Raw genomic sequence first — 25523 nt, forward strand, 5'->3', positions numbered from 1 at the left:
GGACAAGCCCGCCGCTCTGAGGTCTTGGGGACCGGTGGCCGTCAGCGGTTGCCGAACAGGTTGCGGTCGCTGCCCTGGGTCACAGGCTTCTGGACGGACGCGTCCGACTTCTTCATCGAAGCGGTGAACGAGTTGTCGATGTTCGCGGCAACAGGGGCAGTCGGCTGGTTTTGGTCCGCGATTAGCGGCCCCAGATGCCCTGGCCGGATTGCGGCTGGACGGCATCGGACGTCGCCTTGGCGCCGCTATGCTCGACCGGCTTGCGGATCGAAGCCGTGTATGAATTGTCAACATTGGCAGGCGCGGTAACAGCGGATGCCGGCTGGTTGACATTGTCCGAACCATAGTGGTCGCTGCCGGCGAAAGCGCTGCCGGTGGCAACGAGGATGGCGGCGGCGGTGAGAGCGATCTTGGTCATTTTGGGTACTCCAGTATTTTCAGTGTCCGTCAAGTGGCGTGCCTTGGGAGGAATTCGCGTCGCTCGGACCACCCCGAGATGGGTCGGCAATGCTGCCGTTTCCAGTCACGAAGTTGTGCCTGAAAAAGCTCTGCTACGGCGGTTGAAAACCGGAGGATGATTACCTCCGCCATAATCTTTCCAAGCGATATCATATGGTTATGCGAATGCGCCGCGCGCGGGCCCCCAGATTTTCTGAGCCAGCGTTCACACCGTGCTGCACAATGCGTCAACATAATCGAACCGAACGGTTCGGTTTCGTTACCAATGTCGCGGAAAGTGATGCACTCCCTGGCAAAGAAGATTGGCGGCTCAGCGCCTGGGATCAAAGCCCAGTACGTCGCGCATGTCGTATTCGCCGGGCGTCCGCCCGGCCACCCACAACGCTGCGGCAATGGCGCCGCGCGCGAACATCGAGCGGTCCTGCGCCGCATGCGCAAGCGTCACGATCTCGCCCTCGGCGCAGAAGGAGACGCTGTGCTCGCCGACAATGCCGCCGCCGCGCATCGCCGCAAAGCCGATTTCGCCTTGTGGACGCGGGCCGGTGACACCGTCGCGACCGCGCCTTGCGACTGCGTCCAGCTCGACGCGGCGTCCCCTGGCGGCGGCCTCGCCCAGCATCAGCGCCGTGCCGGATGGCGCATCGACCTTGTGGCGATGGTGCGCTTCTGAGATCTCTATGTCGCAGATGTCGGGACCGAGCGCGCTTGCCGCCTGTTCGACCAGGCCGACCAGCATGTTGAGGCCGAGCGAATAACTGCCGGCACGCACGATGGCGATCGCTTTCGACGCGGCGGCGATGGCGGCTAGCTCGGCGGCGTCGAAGCCGGTCGAGCCGATCACCAGCGCTGGACCGCCACGCGCGGCGCAGGCTTGCGCCAACGCAGCCGAGGCGGCAGGCGTGGTGAAGTCGATAACCACATCGGCCGCAGCCAACGCCTCGTCTCGGCTGACCAGACCGTGGCCGGCAACCTCGGACCGATGGAAGCAAGCGGCAAGCGTCAGCCGCCGGTCGGTCTCGACGGCCTCGATCATCTGCCGGCCCATGCGGCCGCGCGCACCTGCGACGGCGATCCTGATCGGTGGCTGCGGCAAGGGCTGGCTCTCCAAAGACGACGCCCTATTGGAACAGGGAGTGGAACTCAACTGAAAATTCAGAGGTAGCGGCCGGTCTGGGATGCCATACCACACGGCTTCACGCGGCAACCGGTTCCGCGCCAGCGCCGGGATTGCGCTTGATGCGTTCGCTGGCCAGAAGCACAATCGGACAGTCGCAAGTCGCCACCACCGCGCTCGCCGTGTCGCCGAAAAACAGGTCTTCGCCGGGACGTTGAGTGACACCCATCACGACGATTGCAGCCCCTTTGGCCACTTCCCTGATAATCGCCTTGTCAGGTGTGACGCGGGTATGGATCGACGTGTCGACAGGCACGCCATAGCGGCTGGCCAGATCGGCTATATCCTTGAGCACAGCCTCCTCGCGGCGATGCGAGACAGGTGTCGCTCTGCGGCTCCTGGCTGATCCTTGCGAAACATAGAGAATCTTGACCCTTGCCCGATTTGGACGGGCGAGCGCGAGCGCGAAATCAGCCGCACGGCGGGCCACTTCGGTGCCGTTGACAGGGACCAGAATGCTCGTGCCGATCTTGAGCGTCGGCATCCTGTCTGTGGCGTCGCCGCCATTCAGTACCAGGCAGAGCGGACCATCGAACCCGTCGGTAATCTCGTTGAGGGCTCGGGTGAACGAGCCCTTTTCAGTCAGGGCATTGTCGAGACCGACCAGCAGCATGCCGAAACCCTTGCGGGCCTCCTCGGCAATGATCCCGGCGGTGGCCTCGGATTCGGTGCGTGCCGTCAGATGCACCTTGTCGACCAGCGTGTCTTCGGTTCTCTTCACGGCCTCGGCGCTCTTTTGCGCGCCCCTCTTGATCTCCTTCAACGCACGCTGCGGTCCCTTATTGGCGGCTGGTCTGTCGAGCCGGCCGTTCTTGAGATGCAGCAAGGTGGTCGGCATGCCGCTGCCGCCGCCGACCAGCCCGGCGAGATAGGCGGTGAACTTGCCGATCCGGCTGTCGTCGACCAGCACCAGCAACCGCTCCAGTTTGGAGACGAAGCCATATTCATCCAGCGCCTCGCGCTCGACACGCTGCTTCTCATCCTGGCCAACCGGCAGCCGGGCAAGCGCCCAGCGCAGCATGGGCGGCATGGCCAGCGTGGTGATGACGGCCATGGTGACGATCATGGTGAAGAGATTGTGCGACAGGATGTTCATCGACAGTCCGATGCTGGCGACGATGACCTCGGTCGAGCCGCGCGCGTTCATCGCGCAGCCCACCGCTGTCGCCTCCTTGAACGACATTCCGGCGAGCCTGCCGCCCAGAAAAGCGCCGCCGAACTTGCCAAGGCTCGCTATGACGACAAGGGCCACCGTAAGCAGCGCCAGCGTCGGGTCCGCCAGCACCGTGAGATCGGCCGAAAGTCCCGCCGTGCCGAAGAAGACCGGCATGAACAGCGCGGTGATAACGCCGCGAAGCTGGCCCTCGATGTGACTGGACAGAATGGGAGATTCGCCGACCAGGATGCCGGCGACGAAGGCGCCCAGCACGGTATGGACGCCAATCATGTTGGTGATCAGCGCCATCACTCCCATGATGATGAGGATCATGGTGATCACCGCATATTCGCTGCGAAAGGAATCGTTGGTCCAGCGGATCAGCGTGAACACCATTCGACGGCCAACGGTGAATGAGAACACCATGAATGCCGCCACGGCGGCAACGGTCGTGACGAGTGGCAGCAACTCCAGCCGGCCATTGGTGGCGATACCGAAGGTGATGGCGATGATCAGCCAGCCGATCGTGTCCTCGATGATCGCCGAGGAGACGATCACCTGGCCGAGATTGCGGCGCATGAAGTTCATCTCGCGCACCACCATGGCAACGATCTTGACCGACGAGATCGACAGCGCGGTGCCTATGAACAGTCCGGCGACGACGCGTTGCGTTGGATCGGGCAGCAGACTGTCCGGCAGGAATTGCGCCAGCGCAAAGCCGCAAGCGAACGGCACGACGACGCCGGTTACCGAAATGGACACGCAGGCCGCGCCGACCCGGCGCACCAGCCGCAGATCCGTCTCCATGCCGGTGAGCAGAAGCAGCATGAGGATGCCGAGTTGCGAGACGGCGTCGATCATGCCCTTCTGCGCGGGGTCGCTCGGGAAGATCAGGTGCTGCGCGGATGGCCACAGCCAACCGAACAGCGAGGGTCCGAGCAGGATGCCACCGATCAGCTGGCCCATGATCGCCGGCTGGCCGTAGCGCTGCAACACTTCGCCGAGACCGCGCCCGATCAGCAGAAGAAGAACGATTTCGGCAACAAGAATGCCTTCGCCCGAGCCGCCCATGCCTGACGGCTTTGCTCCGGCGATCACCGCTTCCGCTGCCCAACCCCCGCTCGCCGTCAGGAGCAGGAGTGCCCCCGCTATAGGCGCCAGGACAATAAAAGAACGTGTCGACGCCCGAGAATTCATGAAAGCTCCGCCGCAGGGCACGTGCCGAACAACGCGCAACAGCGATTTGCGTTGCCACCTACACGTGCACGTCGCCGAAGGAGAGCTCTCCGTCGTCACCGACGGTCAGGAAGGTGGTGACAACCAGGCCAGAATAGAGGGCGGCGACCAGTACGACAATGACCAGGCCCGGAATCGGCCCAAGCGCAGCCGCGCTGACCGCCTCGCGCAGCGAGCCGACGAAGCCGACACGGTCGCCTTCCGTGAGAAGGCTTGGCGTCGACAATTTGAGTATCCAGGCAAGCAGCAGGATCATCAGCATGTGGATATAGTTTCGGCGCAGGCGGCGCGCCAAGGCGACCCGCTGGGATATGAGAAATTTGGGAGCACGCAGGCTTTCGCCGACGATAAGCACCCAATCCGACGCGAAATCCGGCTGTGGCGAAAAGATCTGTGCGAAATAGTGGCGTTCCAACTGTCGCACACGGGCTCGGTAGAAGTCAAAGAAGCGATATCGCCGCGCCTCTATCCACAGCAACAGCAGGACAAGCAGCATGGCGAACAACAGCACGCCGTGATGCGCGCTGGCCGCCGAAAGCGAGACCGAGAGCATCGCCGCGACGACCGTTATCGCCCAATTGCTGGTGCGATCCAGACGGTCGCGCCATCCAGCCATGCGTGCGATCTCGGCGCGATGGAAATGCGACATCGTGGCAACGAGTTCGCCAGACGAAAGCGTTCCGCCGATGGGTTCCGGAGCCGCCAATGCATCCGCCATGGCCATATCTCCTCCACAGCCAAAAAACAGCCTGATGGGCATATCGTTCCGAACTGATACCCGGTTCGGCAATGCGCCGATCACTTTGGGTCCGATGCTTCAGCAGGCTTTGCGCAGCCAGACCTTGTTATCGTGCACGGCGGCGCCGCCATAAGGCGCCGGCGCGTCGGCGCCGGTCAGCACGTTGATGCCCTCGCCGCGCTCATGGGCGCTGTTCGGCCAGATGCCTTCGGCCACCACCACGCCGCGCTTGATGCCACCGAACAGTTTCGTGTGCAGCACCACCTCGCCGCGCTGATTGCCGACCTCGACGCGATCGCCGTCGGCAAGCCCGAGTGCTGCCGCGTCGTCCGGGTGCAGCAGGAGTTCCGGCCGCCTTTCCCTGGCCTTCGACACCGGCGTCTCGGCAAAGGTCGAGTTGAGGAAGTTGCGGGCCGGCGAGGTCGTCAGCCGGAACGGGTGCGCCTCGTCCGCAACCTCGATCAGGTCGACATGATCGGGAAATTCCGGCAACCGCTCCACAGGTCCGAACAGGCCCATGCTTTTGGGCGGCCGATTGGGCGCCGCCTGCCCGGTCCAGTTGGCGCGGAAATGGAACTTCTTGTCGGCATGGCCGAAGCCGGTGATGAAATGCGCGGCCTCGAAATCCGGCTGCAGGTCGACCCACTTGTCGTCCTTCAGACTGTCGAAACAGCCCAGCCCGCGCTTGCCCAGGATGATGTCGATGTGCTGCCTTTCGGTCAGGCCAAAGCCCGGCTGGTCTGCGACGCCGAGGCGCTTGCCCAGTTCCTCGATGACGAAATGATTGGTGCGCGGCCCTTCCGGCGGGTCGATCAGCTTCGGCCCCAGCGTGATGTGCTGGTTGCCGCCGCCCTTGTAGATGTCATCATGCTCCAGGAACATCGTCGCCGGCAGCACGACATCGGCGAGCTTTGCCGTGTCGGTCATGAACTGCTCATGCACGCAGGTGAAAAGATCGTCACGCAGGAAGCCCTGCTTCACCAGCCGCTGTTCCGGCGCGACATTGGCCGGATTGGTGTTCTGGATCAGCATCGCCGTCACCGGCGGGCCGCCATAGAGCGCATCCCCTGCGCCAGTCAGCACCGGGCCGATGCGCGAATGGTCGAGATGGCGGATTGAGGGATCGCGCATCTTCGTGCCCTCCAGCAGCTCCTGGTTGAGCTTGAAGATGCCGGAATTGGAATGGAAGGCACCGCCGCCCTCATACTGCCAGCAGCCGGTGACCGCCGCGATCGAGGCCGCGGCGTGCATGTTGACCGGGCCGTTGCGCTGGCGCGAAAAGCCGTAGCCGAGGCGGAAATAGGTCTTCTTGGTCGTACCGACCAGACGGGCAAAGGCTTCGATCTCGGCGACTGAAAGCCCGGTGATCGCGGCCGCCCATTCCGGCGTTTTTGTCCGCAGATGCGCTTCCAGCCCATGCGGATCGTCCGTGTACTTTTCCAGATAGACGCGGTCGGCAAGACCGTCGCGGAACAGCACATGCATCACCGCGCAGGCCAGCGCGCCGTCGGTGCCGGGCTTCAGCACCAGGCCGAGGTCGGCCTGATTCATCGTCGCGTTCTCGTAGACGTCGATGACGACGATCCTGGCGCCGCGTTCCTTGCGCGCCTTGACGGCATGGGTCATGACGTTGACCTGGGTGACCACGGCGTTGGTGCCCCAGATCACCACGCAGTCCGATTTGCCCATCTCGCGCGGGTCGGGACCGCGCAACGCCCCTGCCCCCATCATCCAGCCGGTCCAGGCCAGATTGGTGCAGATCGAACTGAAAAAGCCGGAATATCTTTTCGCATGGCGCAACCGTTCGATGCCGTCGCGCTGCACCAGCCCCATCGTGCCGGCATAGTAGTATGGCCAAACCGTCTCCGAGCCGTACTTCTCTTCCGCCGCGATGAACTTCTCGGCGACAAGATCAAGCGCCGCCTCCCAGCTCGCCTCCTTCCAGGCGCCATCGCCCTTGGCGCCGGCACGTATCAGCGGCTTCAGCAGCCGGTCGGGGTGGTGAATGCGGTCGGCATAGCGGGCGACCTTGGCACAGATGACACCTGACGTGTAGCTGTTGGCCTTGGCGCCATGGACGCGGCCGATGCGCTTGGCGTCGAGCAACTCGACTTCGAGCGCGCAGGTCGACGGGCAATCATGCGGACAGGCCGAATGGCCGATCCTGAGCTTGGCGTGTTGATTCATCCGAGCAAACTAGCCGTTTGTGACGGCGGCGTGTAGAGCCAGATACACGCGGCCAATGCGCTTGAATGGCGCACAATGGGCACCGCATCTCACGGCGATCCCGCGATGTGACGTCACCGCAGAAGCCGGGTATCAATCACAAGCCAACGGCAATCTCCTGAATAAAATCCAGAAATGCTCTGACTTTCGCCGGCGGCAGATGGCGCGAGGGATGGTAGGCGTAGAGTGGATAAAGTTCTTCCGACCACTCCGGCAGGATCGGCACGAGTTCTCCCCGTGCCAGGAACGGCGCCAGGCCGATGGCGAGGCTTTGGAAAATGCCTTGGCCGGCCACGCAGGCCGTTACCGCGACGGAAGGATCATCCAACACCAGGCGGCTTGAGACCTTGACCGCGACGATCTCCCCGCCTCGGTGAAACTCCCATGGAAAAGGAAGACCAGTCTGAGGATCACGGAAGAGAAGCGCCTCGTGATGGACGAGGTCGTGCGGCGATCGCGGCTTGCCGTGCCGTTCGAGATAGGCCGGTGCCGCAACCGTCAGGATCGGGGTTTCCAGTAGCTTGCGTATGATGAGGGATGATGCATCGGGCGGCCCGAACCGCACCGCCACGTCCACGCCGCTCATCATCTCCTCGCGATAATTGCTGGTTGAGAAATCCAATAACAGCAGCGGATAGCGGGCGAGGAACCGCTGCAGCCCGGCTGCGAGCACCATGCGTGCGAACCACGGGTCCACCGATACGCGGAGCCGGCCGCGCACGACCGCCGCCGCGCCCGCGGCATCGGCCGCCGCCTCATCCAGGCCTGCGAGAAGCGGCGTCACCTGCGCATGGAAGCGCCGGCCTTCCTCGGTCAGGCTGACCTCGCGCGGATTGCGATCGAAGAGCCGCACGCCAACCCGCGCCTCCAGACGCGCGACGGCCCGGCTCACCCCTGATGGCGTCAGGCCAAGCATCTCCGCGGCGCGGGCGAAATTCCCGGCCTCTGTAACCGCTACCAGGACCCCGACGCCGGTGAGAAGCCGCGTGTCGAAAACCATTCGATCTCCCTTCGCCTCCACGAGCCCCGTCTGCTTTCGCCGGATGGCGAAGAGCGGTGATTTTTAGTCATGATAACACTGATCTTATTGCGCGTGAATCACTCCATGGCGGGACGTACAAACACGGCGTCGCCGCAGCGCCGGCCAATAGAGCCCGGCAAGTCGGATTTCCTTCGATCCGGAAAGGAGTTAGCCATGACCCACCTCACACGCAGAACGATGCTTCAGCGCGGGGGAATGCTGGGGGCCGTTCTGGCTCTCGATACGGTCAGCCCCGCTTTGGCCAAAACAACGCCAGCCGGTTCGTCAATGCGGTTCAAGGCGATCGACGCCGCCTTGCGTGAAGGCGTTTCGAAGAACGACGTGGCCGGCGTCATCGCCGTCGCGGCCACGCCGAAAGGCATGGTCTACGAGAGTGCCTTCGGCAAGGCGAATGTGGCGACCGGCGCACCGATGACGCTCGACACGGTGTTCTGGCTGCTGTCGATGACCAAGGCCTTCACGGCAACGGCCTGCATGCAGCTGATCGAACAGGGCCGCGTGCATCTGGACGACGACGCGGCGAAGTACCTGCCCGAGCTCGCCTCTCCGCAAATCCTCGAGGGCTTCGCCGAGGATGGAACCCCGCGACTGCGGCCGGCCAAGGGCGCGATCAAGGTGCGCCATCTGCTGACGCATACCTCCGGCTATACCTACTCGATCTGGAGCGAGGCCCTGACCCGCTACGAGAAGGTGACGGGCATGCCCGACATCGCGACCTGCAAGAACGCCGCTTTCACCGCTCCGCTCGAATTCGAACCTGGCGAGCGGTGGGAATACGGCATCAGCATGGATTGGGTCGGCAAGCTGGTAGAAGCGGTGTCGGACCAATCGCTCGAAATCTACTTCCGCGAGAACATCTTTGCTCCGCTCGGCATGAAAGATTCAGGGTTCCTGATCGGAACCGGGCAGAAGCGGCGCGTCGCCAGCTTCCACAGCCGCCGTGCCGATGGCGGGCTGGAGCCGGCGCCCTTCGAGATGCCGCAGCGGCCGGAGTTCTTCATGGGCGGCGGCGGCGCCTTCTCTACGCCACGGGACTACATAGCATTCCTGCAGGCGCTGCTGAACGGCGGCGCGCTGCGTGGCGTCCGAATCCTGCGTCCGGAGACCGTCGCCATGATGATGCAGAACCAGATCGGCGAGCTGAACGTCCAGGAGATGCACTCGGCGCAACCGCCATATTCGCGCAGCTTCGACCAGTTCCCGGGACAGCCGCATAAATGGGGTCTGTCATTCGACATCAACATGCAGCCGGGACCGAACGGGCGCTCCGCCGGCAGCATCTCCTGGGCAGGTCTACTCAACTGCTACTTCTGGCTCGACCCGGTGAAGCACGTCACCGGCGCACTCTTCACCCAGATCTTGCCCTTCTACGACGAGCGGGTCGTCGCGCTCTACGGCGCGTTCGAGCGCGGCCTTTATGCCGGGCTCGCCTGAGCCCTCACAGTCGACATCAACATCTGGAGAACACCATGTATGCAATCACCGGAATCACCGGCAAGGTCGGCGGCGCGCTTGCGCGCAGCCTTCTCGCCGAAAGACTGCCTGTCCGCGCCGTTCTGCGCGACGAGGCCAAGGCGGCGGAGTGGGGAACCCGGGGCTGTGACATCGCCCTGGCCGAGATGGACGATGCGGCAAGCCTGACTTCAGCCTTCAGAGGTGCCACGGGCGTCTTCATCCTGCCGCCCTCCGAGTTCGATCCGGAGCCCGGCTTTCCCGAGGCCAAGCGCGTCATCGCGGCCGTGACGGCGGCTTTGGCCGAGGCGCGTCCCCGCAAGGTGGTCTGCTTGTCGACCATCGGCGCGGATGCGCCGCACGAGAACCTGCTGACCCCGCGCACGCTGATGGAACAGTCGCTGCAGGAGATCGGTCTTCCCATCACCTTCCTGAGGCCCGGCTGGTTCATGGAGAATGCACTCTGGGACGTTCCCTCGGTGTGCGACGAAGGCGTGCTGCGCAGCTTCCTGCAACCGGCCGACAAGCTGTTCGCGATGGTCGCGACGCAAGATGTCGGGCGCCTGGCCGCAGCGCTTCTCCGGGAGGATTGGATCGGGACGCGGATCGTCGAGCTGGAGGGGGCTGCCCGCGTCTCGCCCAACGACATCGCCCGCGCCTTCGCCACGGTGCTGGAGCGCCCGGTCAGCGTCGAGACGGTGCCGCGCGAGAACTGGGAGCAGATCTTTCGTTCTCAGGGCACGCAAAATCCGTTGCCTCGGATCCGGATGCTCGACGGCTTCAACGATGGCTGGATCGAGTTCAGCGATCACGGCCGGTCGGCGGTCAAAGGGACGACGACGCTCGACAGCGTCATCGCCGACCTCGTCGAGGCGAGCCGGCCAAAGGCAGCCGCCTGACATGATCACGACTTAGGAGACCAGAATGGAATCAATCATCACGCAGGGCGTTGCGATTCCGCGCCTCGGTTTCGGCACGTTCCGCATGCCAGGGGGCGACGCCCAGCCGATCGTCGAGAGCGCGATTGCGCTCGGCTACCGGCATATCGACACCGCGGCGATGTACGAGAACGAGGCCGCCGTCGGCGCCGCCATGTCGGCGTCCGGCGTACACCGGAACGAGCTCTTCGTCACGACGAAGGCTTGGTACGACCAGCTTGCGCCGGATGCGCTCCGCCGGGCCCTTGACACCAGCCTGGGCAGACTGCGGCTCGACCATGTCGATCTGTACATGATCCACTGGCCGTCGAGAGACATGGACATGGCGGCGACGCTGGGGGCGCTGATGTCACTGCGAGAGCGCGGCCTGACGCGTGCGATCGGCGTGTGCAACTTCAACCTGCAGATGATCCGCCGCGCCGTGGAGGAGATCGGCGCGCCGATCGCGAGCGTCCAGGTCGAATACCACCCATTCCTGTCGCAGGACCGGATGCTGTCCTACCTGGGCGGCAACGGCATCCCCTTGACGGCCTACGCACCGCTCGCCCAGGGCCGGGCCGCGAGCGACGCAACACTCGCTGCCCTCGGACGCAAGCATGGCTGCAGCGCCGCGCAGGTGGCCATCGCCTGGCTTCTGGATCAGGAGGGCGTCATCGTGATCCCGAAAGCCGCGCACCCCGAAAGCCAGAAGTCCAATATCGACGCGCTCGGCATCCGGCTCGATGACGAGGATCGCGCCGCTATCGCCGCTCTGCCGAAGGACCAGCGTTTCGTCCGGCCGCCTTTCGCACCGGAATGGGATGCCATTGCATGAACCGGGTCAACCTTCCCCTTCTCCCCTTGTTGTGCCCCTTGTGGGAGAAGGGAAGAATTCTCTCCTACTCCGCCGTGCCTTCCTCATACTCGGCCGACATGGTCAGCCATTTCTCCTCGTGGCCAGCCAGCTGTTGCGCGAGCTGCGAGCGTTCCTTGGCCAGCCGCGTCGCGGTCGAGGGATCCTTTTCGTACACCGCCGGATTGGCCAGTTCGTCCTCGATCAGGTCGATGCGCTTGCGGATGCGGTCCATCAGCGCTTCGGTGGCGCGGATCTCCTTGGCTAGCGGCTCGAAGGCGGCGCGGCGCGCCGCGGCCTCGCGACGGCGGTCGGCCTTGGACGCCTTTTCGGCCTCGCGCCGCTCGCGGCGGTCGCCGGACACGCCTGTCACCAGCGTCTTATAGTCCTCGAGGTCGCCGTCATAGGGATTGACCGCGCCGTCCTTGACCAGCCACAGCCGGTCGGCCGTCGCCTCCAAGAGATGGCGGTCGTGCGAGATCAGGATCACCGCGCCGGGAAACTCGTTCAGCGCATGGATCAGCGATTCACGGCTGTCGATGTCGAGATGGTTGGTCGGTTCGTCGAGGATGAACAGGTTCGGCCCCTCGAAAGCCGACAGGCCCATCAGAAGACGCGCCTTCTCGCCGCCCGACAGGTCCTTGGCGGCGGTGTTCATCTTTTCGGTGGTCAGGCCGAACTGGGCGACGCGGCCGCGCACCTTCGATTCCGGCGCCTCCGGCATCAGCCGGCGGACATGTTCATAGGCGTTTTCCTCCGGCCGGAGATCATCGAGTTGATGCTGGGCGAAGATCGCCACTTTCAAGCCAGGCGCCACCGTCATGGTGCCGCTCTCCTGCTTCAGACGGCCCGACAGAAGCTTGGCGAAGGTCGACTTGCCGTTGCCGTTGGCGCCGAGCAGCGCGATGCGATCATCGGCGTCGATGCGCAGGGTCATCTTCTTCAGGATCGGCTGCCCCTCGGTATAGCCGACATTGACATTGTTCAGCGCGATGATCGGCGAGGCCACCGTTTTCACCGGCTCGGGGAAGGAAAACGGCCGCACCGTGTCGTTCACGATCGCCGCGATCGGCTTCATCTTCTCCAGCGCCTTGATGCGCGACTGCGCCTGCCTTGCCTTGGAAGCCTTGGCGCGGAAGCGCTCGACAAAGGATTCCATATGCTTGCGCGCGGCTTCCTGCTTGACGCGGCCCTTCTCCTGCAATTCCTTCTGCTCGGTATATTGCCGCTCGAACTGGTCGTAGCCGCCGCGCCAGAAGGTCAGCTTCTTCTGGTCGAGATGGACGATCGAACTGACGGCGCGGTTGAGCAGGTCGCGGTCGTGCGAGATCAGCAGCACGGTGTGCGGGTATTTCGAGACGTAGTTCTCCAGCCATAGCGTGCCTTCGAGGTCGAGATAGTTGGTCGGCTCGTCGAGCAGCAGCAGGTCCGGCTCGGAAAACAGTACCGCTGCGAGCGCCACGCGCATGCGCCAGCCACCGGAGAAGGACGAGGCCGGGCGCCGCTGCGCGGCATCATCGAAGCCGAGGCCGGCAAGGATGGTGGCCGCGCGTGACTCGGCGGAATGGGCGTCGATGTCGGCCAGCCGCATGTGGATGTCGGCGATGCGGTGTGGATCGGTCGCCGTCTTTTCCTCTTCGAGCAGTGCCGAGCGTTCGAGGTCGGCCTTGAGCACGATCTCGATCAGCGGCTCTTCCGTGCCCGGGGCTTCCTGCGCGACCTGACCGATGCGGGTGTTCTTCGGCAGGCTGATCGAACCGGTCTCGGACGGGAAATCGCCGGTGATCGCCTTGAACAAGGTCGTCTTGCCGGTGCCGTTGCGGCCGACAAGCCCGGCCTTGGTGCCGGCCGGCAAGGTCAGCGAGGCATGGTCCAGAAGCAGACGTCCGGCCATCCGCAGCGAAAGGTCATTGATAACAAGCATGGCCGCGCTTTCGCACAGGACGTCGCCGCTTCGCAAGGCCCGGAGCGCCGGTTCGGTCGCATGGGGCGCAAAAACGGCAACTGTGGACGGCTCGATAGGTGGCTCTATGCCTTTGGCTCAGCTTGTTACCGGTGGAAGGCGGCTGGTCTTCCGTGATCGCGCCATGACGCAAGGGCAAGACTCAGCTATTTCTTGCTGTGCGGCGGATCTGATACCCGCCTGGCCGGCGCCATCTCTTCCCCTCCCAAGCGGCGCCGGCCACCGCTCTCATCTCACGGCAGCCAGTCACTGGGCCGGGGGCGTGCCGGGTTGGTCCCCGCCGGTGGTGGACTTGGGCACCGGGTTCTTGTCGACTTGCGGGTTTTGATCGACGGGGGCCTTGGTCGGCGGAATGTTGTTGTCGCAAGCCGCAACGGCCAGTGTAGCCGCCAAGGCCAGCAGGATTGAGAATCTCTTCATCGCGACCTCCTTTCGCCCCACCCTCTTCTCCTTGAGCAACGAGACGTGTGCCGATTTGGTTGCGTGGGGAACAAAATGCCTCCTCTCCGGTTGGTCCACACCAATGGAGGATTGCGATCATGATCCGTCTACTCCTAGCCGGGACTATCGCCTACGCGGCCTATCGCATCACCAAAAAGGTGATTGACGATGTGCCCGACGATTTCGAACCGTTCCTGCCGCCACCGGACGATCGGAAGGTTCTAAGACGTCAGTCGGCGGCGATGGGAGTGGAACCCCGGCGTTAGAACCTGCCGCGCAGCCAAACTTCTTCCCGCTCAGCCAATAACTCGGTGAATGCAGTCCTGCGCTGAAACCGTTGCGAACAAAGCAGAAACGATGCTTGATGGGCAATGAACCTCGCTGCCCGTGATTCGACCTTCATGCCTGCCTACCTCGCCAAGCTCAACGCCGAGCAGCGGCTGGCGGTCGAACATGGCGACGGCATGGTCTCCCGGCCGCTGCTGGTGATCGCCGGCGCCGGTTCCGGCAAGACAAGCACGCTGGCGCATCGCGTGGCGCATCTGATCGTCCGGGGCGCCGATCCGCGCCGCATTCTCCTGATGACGTTTTCGCGCCGCGCGGCATCCGAAATGGCCAAGCGGGTCGAGCGCATCGCAGGCGAGGTGCTGGGCCGCGATGCCTCAGTTATCACCGATGCGCTCACCTGGACCGGCACCTTCCACGGCATCGGCGCCAGGCTGCTGCGCGACTATGCTATGGAGATCGGCCTCGACCCGGCCTTCACCATCCATGACCGCGAAGATTCCGCCGACCTGATGAACCTTGTCAGGCACGAGTTCGGCTTCTCCAAAACCGAAGCTCGTTTCCCGACCAAGGGGACGTGCCTGGCGATCTATTCGCGCACCGTCAACGCCCAGGCGCCGCTCGGCGGGGTCCTGGGTTCGGTGTTTCCGTGGTGTGCGGGCTGGGCCGAACAGTTGAAGGCGCTGTTCGCCGGCTATGTCGAGGCCAAACAGGCGCAGAACGTGCTCGATTACGACGACCTGCTGCTCTATTGGGCTCAGATGGCGAGCGAGCCGGAGATATCGGCGCATCTCGGCGGGCGTTTCGACCATGTCCTGGTCGACGAATACCAGGATACCAACCGGCTGCAGGCCTCGATCCTGACGGCACTGAAGCCCGACGGCTCCGGTCTCACGGTGGTCGGCGATGATGCGCAGTCGATCTATTCGTTTCGCGCGGCTGAAGTGCGCAACATCCTCGATTTCCCCAAGCAGTTCGCGCAGCCGGCCGAGATCGTCATGCTGGAGCGCAACTACCGCTCCACGGAGACCATCCTGGCCGCAGCCAATGCGGTCATCGGCGAGGCGTCGGAACGCTTCACGAAGAACCTGCGGTCGGAGCGCAAATCGGCGGAAAAGCCGAAGCTGGTCAATGTCCGCGACGAGACCGAGCAGGCGAGTTACGTCTGCCAGGCGATCCTGGCCGAGCGCGAGACGGGCACGGCGTTGAAGGCGCAGGCCGTGTTGTTTCGCGCCTCGCACCACAGCGGCCCGCTGGAGATCGAACTGACGCGCCGCAACATCCCGTTCGTCAAGTTCGGCGGCCTCAAATTCCTCGATGCCGCCCATGTCAAGGATATGCTGGCCGTATTGCGCTTCGCCGAGAATCCGCGCGACCGCGTCGCCGGCTTTCGCGTGCTGCAGCTCTTGCCCGGCATCGGCCCTTCGGCGGCCAATGCCATCGTCGAGACGATGGCGACGTCGCTCGACGAGGCGATGGGCCTTGCCCGCTATCGGCCACCGCAAAGGGCCGCCGAGGACTGGCCGGGTTTCGTCACGCTGTTCTCGCAACTTCGGGCCGGGTCGAAGAAATGGCCGGCCGACCTCGAACAGGTCAGGCTCTGGTACGAGCCGCATCTGGAACGCATCCACGAGGATGCAACGATGCGCCGGGCGGACCTTTTGCAGCTCGAACAGATCGCCGCGGGCTATGCCTCGCGTGAGCGTTTTCTGACAGAGCTGACGCTTGACCCGCCGGACGCGACCAGCGACGAAGCCGGGCCGCCGCATCGCGATGAGGATTATCTGATCCTGTCGACCATCCATTCGGCCAAGGGCCAGGAATGGAAGAATGTCTTCGTGCTCAACACCGTCGACGGCTGCATTCCGATCGACCTCGGCGTCGGCTCGAAGGAGGAAATCGACGAGGAGCGCCGGCTGCTCTACGTGGCGATGACGCGTGCCAAGGACAGCCTGCATCTGGTCATGCCGCAGCGGTTTTTCGTCCATGGTCAGGCAGCGCGCGGCGACCGCCACGTCTATGCCTCGCGCAGCCGTTTCATCCCAGCCTCGATCCTTAGCGCTTTCGAGCAGACGGCTTGGGCAAGCGTCCAGCCAAAGGACGATCCGCGCCGCCAGCCGCAGGTTCGCATCGATCTCGGCGCCCGCATGCGCGGCATGTGGAAGTGATGAAAGTGAATGGTGAATAGTGAATAGTGAATAGTGAAAGCATCCAACGAAGCCGCAAAGAACGACTGTTTCCAACTCCCCTACTCCGAAATCCGAATTCTTCCCGCGCGATGGAACCCTGTGCCGCCATCCGCGTTTCAAGGCGTCCGATCCCCAGCCTGAAGAAAGGCGTCCGCCTTCTTCTTCGCCCACATCGAGAGGTCCGTATGCACGACAGGATGTTCTTCACCCCGGTTGCAGTCAGTGTCGGCGCCGGTCACAAGCGCATGATCGCGTCGCTGTTCGACATGCACGAATTCCTGACCGAATTCCCGCCGTCGCGGCGGCGGCTGAGCTATGGCGCGGCGGTGAAGGCCTGTGAGGCGGCACGCGCCGGCGAAATCTCGATCGAGGCGGCGCGCGATGCGTTGATCACCTTTGCAACGACGGCCGGCATACTGTGGCCGCCCGCCCAGCCCGCCGTGTCGGTCAAGCCGGTCGCGCGCGGCTTTGGCGGCTACGCCGCCTGAGATCGGGCAATCAATCCTCGGGGTGAGGCTGCCGTTCGGTGCGGGAAAGTCACTTCGTCTTGTCGGCAGCCAAAGGGCCGGCCATTCGGTTTGGCCTTGTAGAGAGATGCTTGTCCGGCGTCACGAACCTTTCGGCATTGGTGGTCGGACCGCTGAAGGCGACGACGCCGATCGCAAAACCGCTGCGCACTTTTGCGCGACATACATTAGATCAGGCGCCTCCTGACGCTCAGCCGGGTCACCGCGGTCACGAGAATGGCGCCGACCATGAAATACAGGGTCGCCACGACGTCGCCCTGGTGGAAGTGGTATCCGGAATTAAGAAGCGCCAGAACCACGGCAAGGAATGCCACGAGGCGCAAGGGTTCATTGGTCATGCGTGCCAACTTTCGCTGTTGCTGCAGAGCGGCCACCCTCAAGGCCGCGTGCTGAATAAGGCGTTTGGGCGCGTTTTGCAATCTCGCCAATCACCCATCGTTCGTCTCTTGGGGCATCTGTTGCGTTCCGGCCCAGAAATCAGGCGAAGGCCCTGCCCTCCTCGCTGCGCTGGAACAGCATCAGGTCCAATCCCAGGCTCGGGCGACCCAGAATGGTCAGGATCGCATGCGCCTGGCCGCGGTGATGGGTCTGGTGGTTGAAGACATGATCCAGCGCCGGCGCCAGCCGCTGCGAAACCGTGCGCATGTCGGACACGGTCATGTAGGTGAAGCGGCCGGCAAGCGCCTTCTCGCTCAGGGCCCCGACCCAGTCGATGATCCGCTTGTCCTCGGCCTCGCGCGCCATGCGCAACACGGGCAAGGCCCGGTGCAGGACGGTGTCGAGACTGGTCGGCGCGTCGCCCTCGCCGGTGAAGCGCTTCATCCAGATGCGATCGGCGGTGAGCAGATGGTTGAGCGTTCGCATCATCGATCCGAAGAAGGCGCCGACATCGCGATTGAACTCTTCATCGGTCAGTTCGTCCGCGGCATCGTAGATGCGGCCATTGGCCCATTGATTATAGGCCGCAAACATCATGAAATGCTGCTTCATCTATTTCTCCCGACCCCATGAAATGCCGTTTCGGGTGCTTAACTAGACCGCAAGGACGCCGCCGCCAATGACCATTCTGCTCTATGACCTCGTCGGACGCGATACCGCGCGTCCGTTCAGCCCGCATTGCTGGAAAGCGGCGATGGCGCTTGCCCACAAGGGGCTCGACATATCAAGCGTGCCGACCCGATTTCTCGAAGTGCCCGCCGTCGAAGGCGGCATCTCGAAGACCGTTCCGGTGATCCGTGACGGCGATCGTGTGGTCGCCGATTCCTTCGCCATCGCGCTCTATCTCGACGAAGCCTATCCCGAGCGACCGACATTGTTTGCCGGCGAAGGCGGCAAGGCGATGGCGCGCTTCATCGAACGCTGGTCGCAACTGACCATCCATCCCTATGTCACGTCAGCGGCGATCATGGACCTGCACGCCATGCAGGATGAGGCGAACGCCGCCTATTTCCGAACGAATCGCGAGCAACGCTTCGGCAAGAGGCTGGAAGAGGTCGTGGCGGCGCGTGACGCCGGGCTGGCCGCCTTCCGTGCCGCGCTCGAGCCGCTGCGCTCCACGCTCGCCTACCAGCCTTTCATCGGCGGCCAGTCGCCGCTGTTTGCCGACTACATCGTCTTCGGCGCACTGCAATGGGCGCGCATCGCTACACCCTACCGCCTGCTCGACGACAACGACCTCGTGGCGCAGTGGTTCGAGCGCTGCCTCGACCTGCATGATGGCCTCGGCCGCAAGGTGGCGGCGGCAGCATAGGGCAGTAAGGCAATAGGGCAGTAGGGCAGTAGGTCTGCGCGCCGTAGTGACTTTTCCCTACTGCCCTACTGCCTTACTCCCTCCTCCCTTACAAAGGCAGCGACGCATTGACGCCAAGTCCGCAATTCCCCGACGATTTTCGCGCCGCGCTGGTCAATCTCTTCCTGTGGCGCCGGGATGTCAGGCGGTTTGAACCGACGCCGCTTCCGGAAGGCGCGCTGGAACGGTTGCTCGGCCTCGCCAGCCTTGCGCCCTCCGTCGGGCTGAGCCAGCCCTGGCGCTTTGTCGTGGTCGAGAGCCCGGAGCGCCGTGAGACCATCAAAGCCTGCTTTGAACGCTGCAATGCGGAGGCATTGGCATCGTTCTGCGGCGAACGCGCCGCGCTCTATGCCCGCCTGAAGCTCGCCGGCCTGAATGAGGCGCCTTGTCAGTTCGCGGTTTTTGCCGATCACACAACCGGGCAAGGGCACGGGCTCGGCCGCATGACGATGCCCGCCACCATCGAGTACTCGGCGGTGATGGCGGTCCACACATTGTGGCTGGCGGCGCGCGCCGAGGGCCTAGGCATGGGCTGGGTCTCGATCCTCGATCCGGTCGAGATGGCGACGATCCTCGACACGCCGCCGCAATGGACACTGATCGGCTACTTCTGCCTCGGTTACCCCTCGCAGCAACAGAACGTGCCCGAACTGGAACGAGAGGGCTGGGAGGTCCGGCGACCTCCCATCATCATGGTGCGCTGACCACTACCGGCGCGAGTCTACCGCCGCGGGCCTTGGCAATGGGCCGGGCGGCTTGTATAGAGCCCGCCACCTCAAGTTCCACTTCTCATCACAAGGACCATCGCATGGCGCTCGAACGCACCTTTTCCATGATCAAGCCGGACGCAACGCGGCGCAATCTTACCGGGGCCATCACCAAGATGCTGGAAGATGCCGGCTTGCGCGTCATCGCCTCGCGCCGGGTGTGGATGAGCCGCCGCGAGGCGGAAGGCTTCTATGCCGTCCACAAGGACCGTCCGTTCTTCGGCGAACTGGTGGAATTCATGTCGTCCGCACCAACCATCGTGCAGGTGCTGGAAGGCGAGAACGCCATCGCCAGGAACCGTGAAGTGATGGGCGCCACCAATCCCGCCAATGCCGCCGAAGGCACCATCCGCAAGGTGCATGCGCTGTCGATCGGCGAGAATTCCGTGCACGGCTCCGACGCACCGGAAACCGCCGCGCAGGAGATCAAATACTGGTTCTCGGACACCGAGATCGTCGGCTGAGCCGGCATCGCCAAATCCGATCGAAAAGGCCGGCGTTTCGTCGGCCTTTTTATTGGAATGCCGAACCGTCCGCACTCCCGCCGGGGTCTCGGCTACGATAAGGTAGGTTGGGACACAAAGTGGAACCAACCCGACCATGACCAGCGCCATTCCCGGCTTCTTCCAGGGCACGGAGATGCCAAGCAGCGGCTGGTGGGAAGCGCTGTGGCCCGACCCCGCAGGCGTGCTCTCTGTAATCGGGCTGACGCCAGGCATGGATGTGGTCGATCTCTGCTGCGGCGACGGCTGGTTCACCCTGCCGATGGCGAGGATGGCCCGCCACGTTATCGCCATCGATATCGACGCCGGTCTGCTCGAGATCGCCCGACGCCGGCTGATCGACGCCGGCGTGACCAACTGCGAATTCATCGCGGGCGACGCCTACGACCTCGCCAGCCTGGTGTCTCGACCGGTCGACTTCGTCTTCATGGCCAATGCCTTCCACGGGGTGCCTGACCGGCCGCGGCTGGCGCGCGCCGTGGGCGCGATGCTTGGCCCGGCGGGGCGCTTTGCCATCGTCAACTGGCACCAGCGGCCGCGCGAGACAACCACGGTACTGGACGAGCCGCGCGGGCCGAGGACCGAATTGAGGCTGTCACCGGAACAGACCATCGCGGACGCCGAAGCGGGCGGGCTCAAGCTCGTCGAATTGGTCGAGGTGCCGCCCTATCACTATGGGGCGGTGTTCGAGCAGCCGGCCTGAGGGCGTCTGCCTAGCTCGCGGCGTTGAACCGCAAAATATCTCGGCCGTCCTTGTCGGCGATGGTGAGCTTGCCGGCATCGACATGATAGGACGCCGCCTTGGCCAGCGCCTCGAACAGCGCTTTCTCTTCGGCCATGACATCGGGTGCGCAGGCCTTGAAGGTCGAGCCGATGCCGCTGACGACGATCGCCGAGCCGTCGACCTTGGCGGTGGCGAAGTAGACGTTGCAGGGGCCGCTGCCACCGGCCTTGCCGTCCTCGCTGATCCTGAACGTCGCCTGCGGTTCTGGAATCACGCCGATGCCGTCGATATATTCGACAAGCCAGCTCTGCCCGAACACCGCGGCCGGCTTGTCCTCCGGCGCCACCATCTTCAGCATGACGGTCTGGGGCGCGTCGCTCAGCGGATCGACCCGATGGCGCATGTCGGTGACGAACAGCAGCCGGTTGTCGACTGTGATGCGCGCCTGCAGCGCATAGGTCATGTTGGGCCGTATCACCTGAGGATCGAAGCTGATCTCGAACTTGATCGGCACCTGGCCGGCCGGCGCCACCTTGCGCTCGCCGAGGATCGCCGCCGGCGCATCGGCCAGCGAGACATCGGCAAGCTGCACCGACAGCACGGCGTTGGGCGGCAACGCGATGCGCTCGCGGTACAGCACTTCACCCTTCAAGACTTTCTCCGCGGCCACGGACGGCTCCGGAACGGCCAGCATGCCGACGACCAGCGGCACGAAACCGAAGATGAAGAATTCGGCGATCCTGTCCAGCATGATCCTGCTCCCTGGACTCTGTTCCATCCCGATAGATCGGGATGGGCTCTATCTCTTTGTTTGAGCATGATCTTTTCGAAAACCGGATGCCACTTTTCGGGATATTGCTCTGCACACCCAACCGGACAGAAGTTCTCGTAGGATTGCGGTGGTTCCGTGGCATCGGTCGAGTGGCGGCTCCCTGGGGCTTGCAGCCTCGCCATCCGTCTTCCCGGCGTGCGCGGCAAGGTGTTGCTGAAGCCTGGCTTCAGGGCGATCACGAAGTCGTGTTCCCAAGCAGAGGTAACGCAGCGAGCCTCCTGACCGAACTGGTCGATGCGCGCTTGAGGAACGGCGTGCTCAACAACCCAATCGGAGGTGAAATCATGTCGACGAGATCAACCGTGAGCGCGGCCTTGCTGGCCAGCGCCGTTGCCACGGCTCTTGCTTCTTTTGCGACGGCCGCGCCGCTGACCGAGGCACAGGCCAAGGCGGCGATGGATGCCGGCAAGGAGAAGTGCTTTGGCGTCGCCCTGAAGGGGCAGAACGATTGCGCGGCAGGTGCGGGAACCACATGCCAAGGCACGTCGACGATCGATTATCAGGGCAACGCCTGGAAGTTCGTCGACGGCGGCACCTGCATGACGATGGATCTGCCGGGCGGCCGCAAGGGCTCGCCTACGGAACTGACCCGCGACATCCCGTCGTAGGCAATGCAACCTGCCCGGAAAGCGGAGGGGAAGATGAACGGACTGGCCACCCGCCTGGCATCCCGCATGTCGAAAACCTCACGCTTTCCGGCGCTCCCGGTCGCCGGCTTTGCCGGCACCAGTTTCAAGCATGAACATCTGCCCGCGATCCTCGGCGACGGCCCGAAGCACGGTTTCTTCGAGGTCCATGCCGAAAACTACATGGGTGCCGGCGGCCCGCCGCACGACGCGCTGACCAGAATCCGCTGCGACCATCCTGTCTCGCTGCACGGGGTGTGCATGTCGATCGGCGGACCGCGGCCGCTCGACAAAGCGCATCTGGGCCGTTTCAAGGCGCTCGTCGAGCGCTATGAGCCGGCGCTCGTTTCGGAGCATCTTGCCTGGTCGACCCACGACAGCACCTACTACAACGACCTGCTTCCCCTGCCCTACACGCCAGCAACGGTTTCGCGCGTGGCGGACCACATCGACGAAGTGCAGGAGGCGATCGGCCGCCCGATCCTGCTCGAGAATCCCTCGACCTATGTCCTTTTCGCGGAATCGACGATGGGCGAGACGGATTTCATCCGCGCGCTGGTGCGGCGCACCGGTTGCGGCCTGCTGCTCGACGTCAACAATGTCTTCGTTTCGGCCACCAATCACGGCTATTCAGCCCTTTCCTACCTGGCGGATTTCCCGCTCGATCACGTCGGCGAAATCCATCTGGCCGGCCACGCCGAGCAGGAGGATGACGAGGGCGATCCGCTGCTCATCGACAGCCATGACGGCCCGGTCGCCGACGCGGTCTGGAAGCTCTTCGACATTGTCATCGGCCGATGCGGGCCGCTCCCCACGCTCATCGAATGGGACAGCGATATTCCCGATTGGCCGCTGCTCAAGGCGGAAGCCGATGCCGCCCAGGCGATCCTCGACCGTCATGCCCGCGATATGCTCGGAAAAGCCCATGCCGCGGGATGAGTTCCAGTCAGGCGATCCCGGTCGCGGGTTCGACTATGCAGCGGCTTTCGCCACCGGTCTGCTCGATCCCGACCGTGCCCCGCCCGACGCTGTTTCGGGGCCGAACGGGAAGGCCGCGGTCAAGCGATATGCCGTCTATCGCAACAACGTCACGGTCAGCCTGATCGATGCGCTGGCCGCCAGCTTTCCGGCGACGCTGCGCATCACCGGCCCGGACTTCTTTCGCGCCATGGCGCGCTTCCATATCCGCGAAACACCACCCACCTCGCCGCTTCTGTTCGAATATGGCCGCGACTTTCCCGATTTCATCGAGCGCTACGAATACGCGCGATCGATGCCCTGGCTGGCCGACGTGGCGCGCATCGAGCGAGCCTGGCTCGACGCCTATCATGGCGCCGACGCCGAACCGTTGGCTTCCGGAGCACTGGCGTCGATCCCGGCCGAACGACTGGCCGATACCGTGCTTGTGCCGCACCCGGCAACGCGCGCCATACGCTCGCTCTATCCGGTCGTGACGATCTTCGCGGCAAACCGGAGCGACGGTCCCGTCGGGCGGATCGAGGCTGCCGGCCCTGAAGATGCGCTGGTCACGCGGCCTGGCCTCGAAGTCTTTGTTCGCCATCTGCCGCCCGGTGGCGCGGTTTTTCTGGATCGTCTCATGGCGGGCGAGCCGCTCGGCGCTGCGGCTGCGGCAGCACTTGCGGAGACCACCGAATTCGACCTTTCCGCCAACATTGCCGGCCTGTTGCAAGCAGGCGCCTTGACCGCGGCACACCAGGGAGGGCGAGCATGACGGACCATCGGTCAAACGCGAGCACCGAGCCGCGAGGGGCGGCCGCCCTGGTCGAGAGGGTGAACGCCACCCTTCGCAAGATTGCCACGCCATCATTGACGCAGCTTGTCCTGCGCTGCGGGCTTGCCGTTCCCTTCTGGCGGTCAGGCATCAACAAATGGGACGGTTTTCTGCAGCTGAATGATGTCGCCGTGCTGCTTTTCAGCTCGGAGTTCAAGCTGCATCTGCCGGGCGGCCCTTACGACTACCCCGCACCCGCGCTGGTGGCGTTCGCCTCAGGATCGGCGGAAATCCTGCTGCCAATCCTTCTTGTTCTCGGACTGGCGACGCGGCTGGCGGCATTCGGGCTGCTCCTGATGACGCTGGTGATACAACTCACCGTTCCGGATGGCTGGCCGCTGCACATCACCTGGGCGGCGATGGCGCTCGGCATCATGGCGTGGGGATCCGGCCGGATTGCGCTCGATCATTGGATTGGCGCCGACAAAGGCTGAAGCCAGTCCGGCCTTCCGCGCTTAAATTGCCTTGAGGAGATCATTTTCGTTTCGACGCAGCCTGCCTCCAGCGGCTAGCGGCCTTGTCGTCGCTCTCCTTGGCGTCGACCCAGCCGCCTTCCGAGCCGTCGCCATGGTGTTCCTTCTTCCAGAAAGGCGCACGCGATTTCAGGTAATCCATCAGGAAGTTCGCCGCCTCGAATGCCGCCTGCCGGTGCGCGGAGGCCGCGACCACCAGCACGATGTTCTCGCCAGGCCGGACCTTGCCATGGCGGTGGATGACGGTCAGCCCCTGCAGCGGCCAGCGTTCGGTTGCCTCGCCGGCGATACGGGCGATCTCGGCCTCGGCCATGCCGGGATAATGTTCGAGTTCGAGTGCCGAAAGCCTGCCCGCCTCGTCGCGGCAAAGGCCCGAGAACGTCACCACGGCACCGATATCGGCACGGCCTTTAGTCAGCCGGGCGATCTCGGCGGCGACATCGAAATCCTCCGCCTGGATGCGCACCGTCGGCACCACCGCGCCGGGCATTTCAGCCACCCGTCATCGGCGGAAAAAGCGCGATCTCGCGCGCGCCCGATATTTTCTCGCGGTGCTCGACATGTTCCTGGTTGATGGCGACGCGGATCACATCGGGGTATCGCAGCGCATGCTCATATTCCTCACCGCGCGATTTCAGCCAGCGCAGGAGGTCGGCGACCGTCTCGACGCCATCAGGCAGTTCGACATCCTCCTGCGGCTTGCCGATCCGCTCGCGCACCCAGGCAAAATAGATGAGCCTCGTTGACATGCTACTCATCCATGATGTGCTTGAGGCCGGCGCGGAAATAATCATAGCCGGTGTAGAGCGTGACAAGTGCGGCGATCCACAGCAGCACCAGACCGGTCTGCGTGGTCAGCGGGAAGATCTTGTCGCCGGCCGGACCGGCGAGCAGGAAGGCGATGGCGACCATCTGGATGGCGGTTTTCCATTTTGCCAGCTGGGTCACCGGCACCGAGACCTTCAGTGCCGCCAGATATTCGCGCAGGCCCGAGACCAGTATCTCGCGGCACAGGATGATGATCGCCGCCCACAGCGACCAGCCGGCGATGCCGGCATGGCGGTCGGTATCGGCGGCCAGCAGCAAGAGACAGGTGGCGACCAGCAGTTTGTCGGCGATCGGGTCGAGCATCTTGCCGATATTCGAGGTCTGCTGCCAGGCGCGCGCCAAATAGCCGTCGAGATAGTCGGTGATCGAGGCCAGCAGGAAAATGATCAGGGCCGACCAGCGGGCGAAGTCGCTCGACTTCAGATGCCCCTCGAGAAAAAAGCACAGCACGACCAGCGGCACCGCTATGATGCGGGCGTAGGTGAGCATATTGGGCAGGTTGAACGCGCGCTGGGCCATATTTTTGGGAC

Annotated in this window: 29 protein-coding genes; 14 read left to right on the forward strand and 15 right to left on the reverse strand. The window is 63.9% G+C overall.

The annotated features are described in order from the left end of the window. Positions 1 to 41: 41 nt before the first annotated feature. The 7 genes from CN311_RS33835 to CN311_RS10065 all read right to left on the reverse strand — a co-directional run bounded on the left by CN311_RS33835 (position 42) and on the right by CN311_RS10065 (position 7990). Positions 42 to 116, reverse strand: a complete 75-nt coding sequence (locus tag CN311_RS33835; RefSeq protein WP_425351062.1) for a hypothetical protein — start codon at positions 114 to 116, stop codon at positions 42 to 44. Positions 117 to 181: 65 nt separating this feature from the next. Beyond that, positions 182 to 418, reverse strand: coding sequence for a DUF680 domain-containing protein (locus tag CN311_RS10040; RefSeq protein ID WP_097573280.1), 237 nt, complete (start codon positions 416 to 418; stop codon positions 182 to 184). A 351-nt stretch (positions 419 to 769) separates the two neighbouring features. Next, complete coding sequence (dapB, locus tag CN311_RS10045) at positions 770 to 1552, reverse strand: 4-hydroxy-tetrahydrodipicolinate reductase (protein ID WP_097573389.1); 783 nt, start codon at positions 1550 to 1552, stop codon at positions 770 to 772. 100 nt (positions 1553 to 1652) lie between these two features. Then, positions 1653 to 3860 carry a cation:proton antiporter domain-containing protein gene (locus tag CN311_RS10050; RefSeq protein WP_097573282.1) on the reverse strand — a complete coding sequence of 736 codons (2208 nt, stop codon included), beginning with the start codon at positions 3858 to 3860 and terminating at the stop codon, positions 1653 to 1655. A 184-nt stretch (positions 3861 to 4044) separates the two neighbouring features. Beyond that, positions 4045 to 4743, reverse strand: a complete 699-nt coding sequence (locus CN311_RS10055) for a DUF2270 domain-containing protein (protein WP_097573391.1) — start codon at positions 4741 to 4743, stop codon at positions 4045 to 4047. A 99-nt stretch (positions 4744 to 4842) separates the two neighbouring features. Next, positions 4843 to 6951 (reverse strand): molybdopterin-containing oxidoreductase family protein, encoded by a 2109-nt coding sequence (locus CN311_RS10060; RefSeq protein WP_097573284.1) that lies wholly within the window; start codon positions 6949 to 6951, stop codon positions 4843 to 4845. A gap of 136 nt (positions 6952 to 7087) precedes the next feature. Next, on the reverse strand, positions 7088 to 7990 hold the full coding sequence (locus CN311_RS10065; RefSeq protein WP_097573286.1) for a LysR family transcriptional regulator: 903 nt from the start codon (positions 7988 to 7990) through the stop codon (positions 7088 to 7090). A 195-nt stretch (positions 7991 to 8185) separates the two neighbouring features. Between CN311_RS10065 and CN311_RS10070 the strand changes: the two genes are divergently transcribed. Genes CN311_RS10070 through CN311_RS10080 form a run of 3 tightly spaced genes read left to right on the forward strand, consistent with a single transcriptional unit; the run spans position 8186 to position 11236 of the window. Next, positions 8186 to 9466: a serine hydrolase domain-containing protein gene (locus CN311_RS10070; RefSeq protein ID WP_097573288.1), complete on the forward strand. Its 1281-nt coding sequence runs from the start codon at positions 8186 to 8188 to the stop codon at positions 9464 to 9466. Between the two features lie 35 nt (positions 9467 to 9501). Continuing rightward, positions 9502 to 10383 (forward strand): NmrA family NAD(P)-binding protein, encoded by an 882-nt coding sequence (locus CN311_RS10075; protein ID WP_097573290.1) that lies wholly within the window; start codon positions 9502 to 9504, stop codon positions 10381 to 10383. Positions 10384 to 10408: 25 nt separating this feature from the next. Beyond that, a complete protein-coding gene (locus tag CN311_RS10080) occupies positions 10409 to 11236 on the forward strand; it encodes an aldo/keto reductase (RefSeq protein ID WP_097573292.1) in 828 nt (275 codons plus the stop codon). 64 nt (positions 11237 to 11300) lie between these two features. Here the strand turns inward: CN311_RS10080 and CN311_RS10085 are convergent, their stop codons facing one another. Next, a complete protein-coding gene (locus tag CN311_RS10085; protein WP_097573294.1) occupies positions 11301 to 13178 on the reverse strand; it encodes an ABC-F family ATP-binding cassette domain-containing protein in 1878 nt (625 codons plus the stop codon). Positions 13179 to 13463: 285 nt separating this feature from the next. Beyond that, the gene (locus CN311_RS32525; protein WP_097573393.1) at positions 13464 to 13637 is read right to left on the reverse strand and encodes a hypothetical protein; all 174 of its coding nucleotides are present in this window, start codon (positions 13635 to 13637) and stop codon (positions 13464 to 13466) included. Positions 13638 to 13756: 119 nt separating this feature from the next. Between CN311_RS32525 and CN311_RS32530 the strand changes: the two genes are divergently transcribed. From CN311_RS32530 to CN311_RS10105, 3 genes are all read left to right on the forward strand, one after another. Next, positions 13757 to 13924, forward strand: a complete 168-nt coding sequence (locus CN311_RS32530; RefSeq protein ID WP_097573296.1) for a hypothetical protein — start codon at positions 13757 to 13759, stop codon at positions 13922 to 13924. A gap of 105 nt (positions 13925 to 14029) precedes the next feature. Continuing rightward, positions 14030 to 16111 (forward strand): ATP-dependent helicase, encoded by a 2082-nt coding sequence (locus tag CN311_RS10100; RefSeq protein WP_097573298.1) that lies wholly within the window; start codon positions 14030 to 14032, stop codon positions 16109 to 16111. A gap of 206 nt (positions 16112 to 16317) precedes the next feature. Continuing rightward, positions 16318 to 16620: a DUF982 domain-containing protein gene (locus CN311_RS10105; protein ID WP_097573300.1), complete on the forward strand. Its 303-nt coding sequence runs from the start codon at positions 16318 to 16320 to the stop codon at positions 16618 to 16620. 206 nt (positions 16621 to 16826) lie between these two features. Here the strand turns inward: CN311_RS10105 and CN311_RS32535 are convergent, their stop codons facing one another. Together CN311_RS32535 and CN311_RS10115 are read right to left on the reverse strand one after the other, a co-directional pair. Beyond that, positions 16827 to 16997: a hypothetical protein gene (locus tag CN311_RS32535; protein WP_165779651.1), complete on the reverse strand. Its 171-nt coding sequence runs from the start codon at positions 16995 to 16997 to the stop codon at positions 16827 to 16829. A 139-nt stretch (positions 16998 to 17136) separates the two neighbouring features. Then, positions 17137 to 17649, reverse strand: a complete 513-nt coding sequence (locus tag CN311_RS10115; protein ID WP_097573304.1) for a DinB family protein — start codon at positions 17647 to 17649, stop codon at positions 17137 to 17139. Positions 17650 to 17716: 67 nt separating this feature from the next. Between CN311_RS10115 and CN311_RS10120 the strand changes: the two genes are divergently transcribed. The 4 genes from CN311_RS10120 (at position 17717) to CN311_RS10135 (ending at position 20421) form a co-directional block, all read left to right on the forward strand. Then, positions 17717 to 18409, forward strand: coding sequence for a glutathione S-transferase family protein (locus CN311_RS10120; RefSeq protein ID WP_097573306.1), 693 nt, complete (start codon positions 17717 to 17719; stop codon positions 18407 to 18409). A 107-nt stretch (positions 18410 to 18516) separates the two neighbouring features. Beyond that, complete coding sequence (gene bluB / locus CN311_RS10125; RefSeq protein ID WP_097573308.1) at positions 18517 to 19152, forward strand: 5,6-dimethylbenzimidazole synthase; 636 nt, start codon at positions 18517 to 18519, stop codon at positions 19150 to 19152. A 104-nt stretch (positions 19153 to 19256) separates the two neighbouring features. Then, a complete protein-coding gene (gene ndk / locus CN311_RS10130) occupies positions 19257 to 19679 on the forward strand; it encodes a nucleoside-diphosphate kinase (RefSeq protein WP_010915217.1) in 423 nt (140 codons plus the stop codon). A 136-nt stretch (positions 19680 to 19815) separates the two neighbouring features. Continuing rightward, the gene (locus CN311_RS10135; protein WP_097573310.1) at positions 19816 to 20421 is read left to right on the forward strand and encodes a class I SAM-dependent methyltransferase; all 606 of its coding nucleotides are present in this window, start codon (positions 19816 to 19818) and stop codon (positions 20419 to 20421) included. Between the two features lie 10 nt (positions 20422 to 20431). On the opposite strand, the gene CN311_RS10140 is transcribed toward CN311_RS10135, so the two are convergent. Continuing rightward, positions 20432 to 21193, reverse strand: coding sequence for a YbaY family lipoprotein (locus CN311_RS10140; protein WP_097573311.1), 762 nt, complete (start codon positions 21191 to 21193; stop codon positions 20432 to 20434). A gap of 365 nt (positions 21194 to 21558) precedes the next feature. On the opposite strand from CN311_RS10140, the gene CN311_RS10145 reads away from it, so the two are divergent. The 4 genes from CN311_RS10145 to CN311_RS10160 are packed head-to-tail and all read left to right on the forward strand — an operon-like array spanning position 21559 to position 24126. Next, the gene (locus CN311_RS10145) at positions 21559 to 21882 is read left to right on the forward strand and encodes a BufA1 family periplasmic bufferin-type metallophore (protein ID WP_165779655.1); all 324 of its coding nucleotides are present in this window, start codon (positions 21559 to 21561) and stop codon (positions 21880 to 21882) included. A 33-nt stretch (positions 21883 to 21915) separates the two neighbouring features. Continuing rightward, complete coding sequence (bufB, locus tag CN311_RS10150; protein WP_097573313.1) at positions 21916 to 22839, forward strand: MNIO family bufferin maturase; 924 nt, start codon at positions 21916 to 21918, stop codon at positions 22837 to 22839. Beyond that, a complete protein-coding gene (locus tag CN311_RS10155) occupies positions 22826 to 23632 on the forward strand; it encodes an HvfC/BufC N-terminal domain-containing protein (protein ID WP_097573315.1) in 807 nt (268 codons plus the stop codon). The genes bufB and CN311_RS10155 overlap by 14 nt, the downstream gene beginning before the upstream one ends. Beyond that, positions 23629 to 24126, forward strand: coding sequence for a DoxX family protein (locus CN311_RS10160; protein WP_097573317.1), 498 nt, complete (start codon positions 23629 to 23631; stop codon positions 24124 to 24126). The genes CN311_RS10155 and CN311_RS10160 overlap by 4 nt, the downstream gene beginning before the upstream one ends. 40 nt (positions 24127 to 24166) lie before the next feature. Here the strand turns inward: CN311_RS10160 and CN311_RS10165 are convergent, their stop codons facing one another. From CN311_RS10165 to pgsA, 3 genes are read right to left on the reverse strand one after another with little or no spacing between them, the layout of a single operon-like run. Continuing rightward, a complete protein-coding gene (locus tag CN311_RS10165) occupies positions 24167 to 24655 on the reverse strand; it encodes a molybdenum cofactor biosynthesis protein MoaE (RefSeq protein ID WP_097573319.1) in 489 nt (162 codons plus the stop codon). Position 24656: 1 nt separating this feature from the next. Then, positions 24657 to 24914, reverse strand: a complete 258-nt coding sequence (gene moaD / locus CN311_RS10170; protein ID WP_097573321.1) for a molybdopterin converting factor subunit 1 — start codon at positions 24912 to 24914, stop codon at positions 24657 to 24659. 1 nt (position 24915) lies between these two features. Continuing rightward, positions 24916 to 25512 carry a CDP-diacylglycerol--glycerol-3-phosphate 3-phosphatidyltransferase gene (pgsA, locus tag CN311_RS10175; protein ID WP_097573323.1) on the reverse strand — a complete coding sequence of 199 codons (597 nt, stop codon included), beginning with the start codon at positions 25510 to 25512 and terminating at the stop codon, positions 24916 to 24918. Positions 25513 to 25523: the final 11 nt, after the last annotated feature.

This window comes from Mesorhizobium sanjuanii (assembly GCF_002529485.1).
GTDB lineage: Bacteria > Pseudomonadota > Alphaproteobacteria > Rhizobiales > Rhizobiaceae > Mesorhizobium > Mesorhizobium sanjuanii.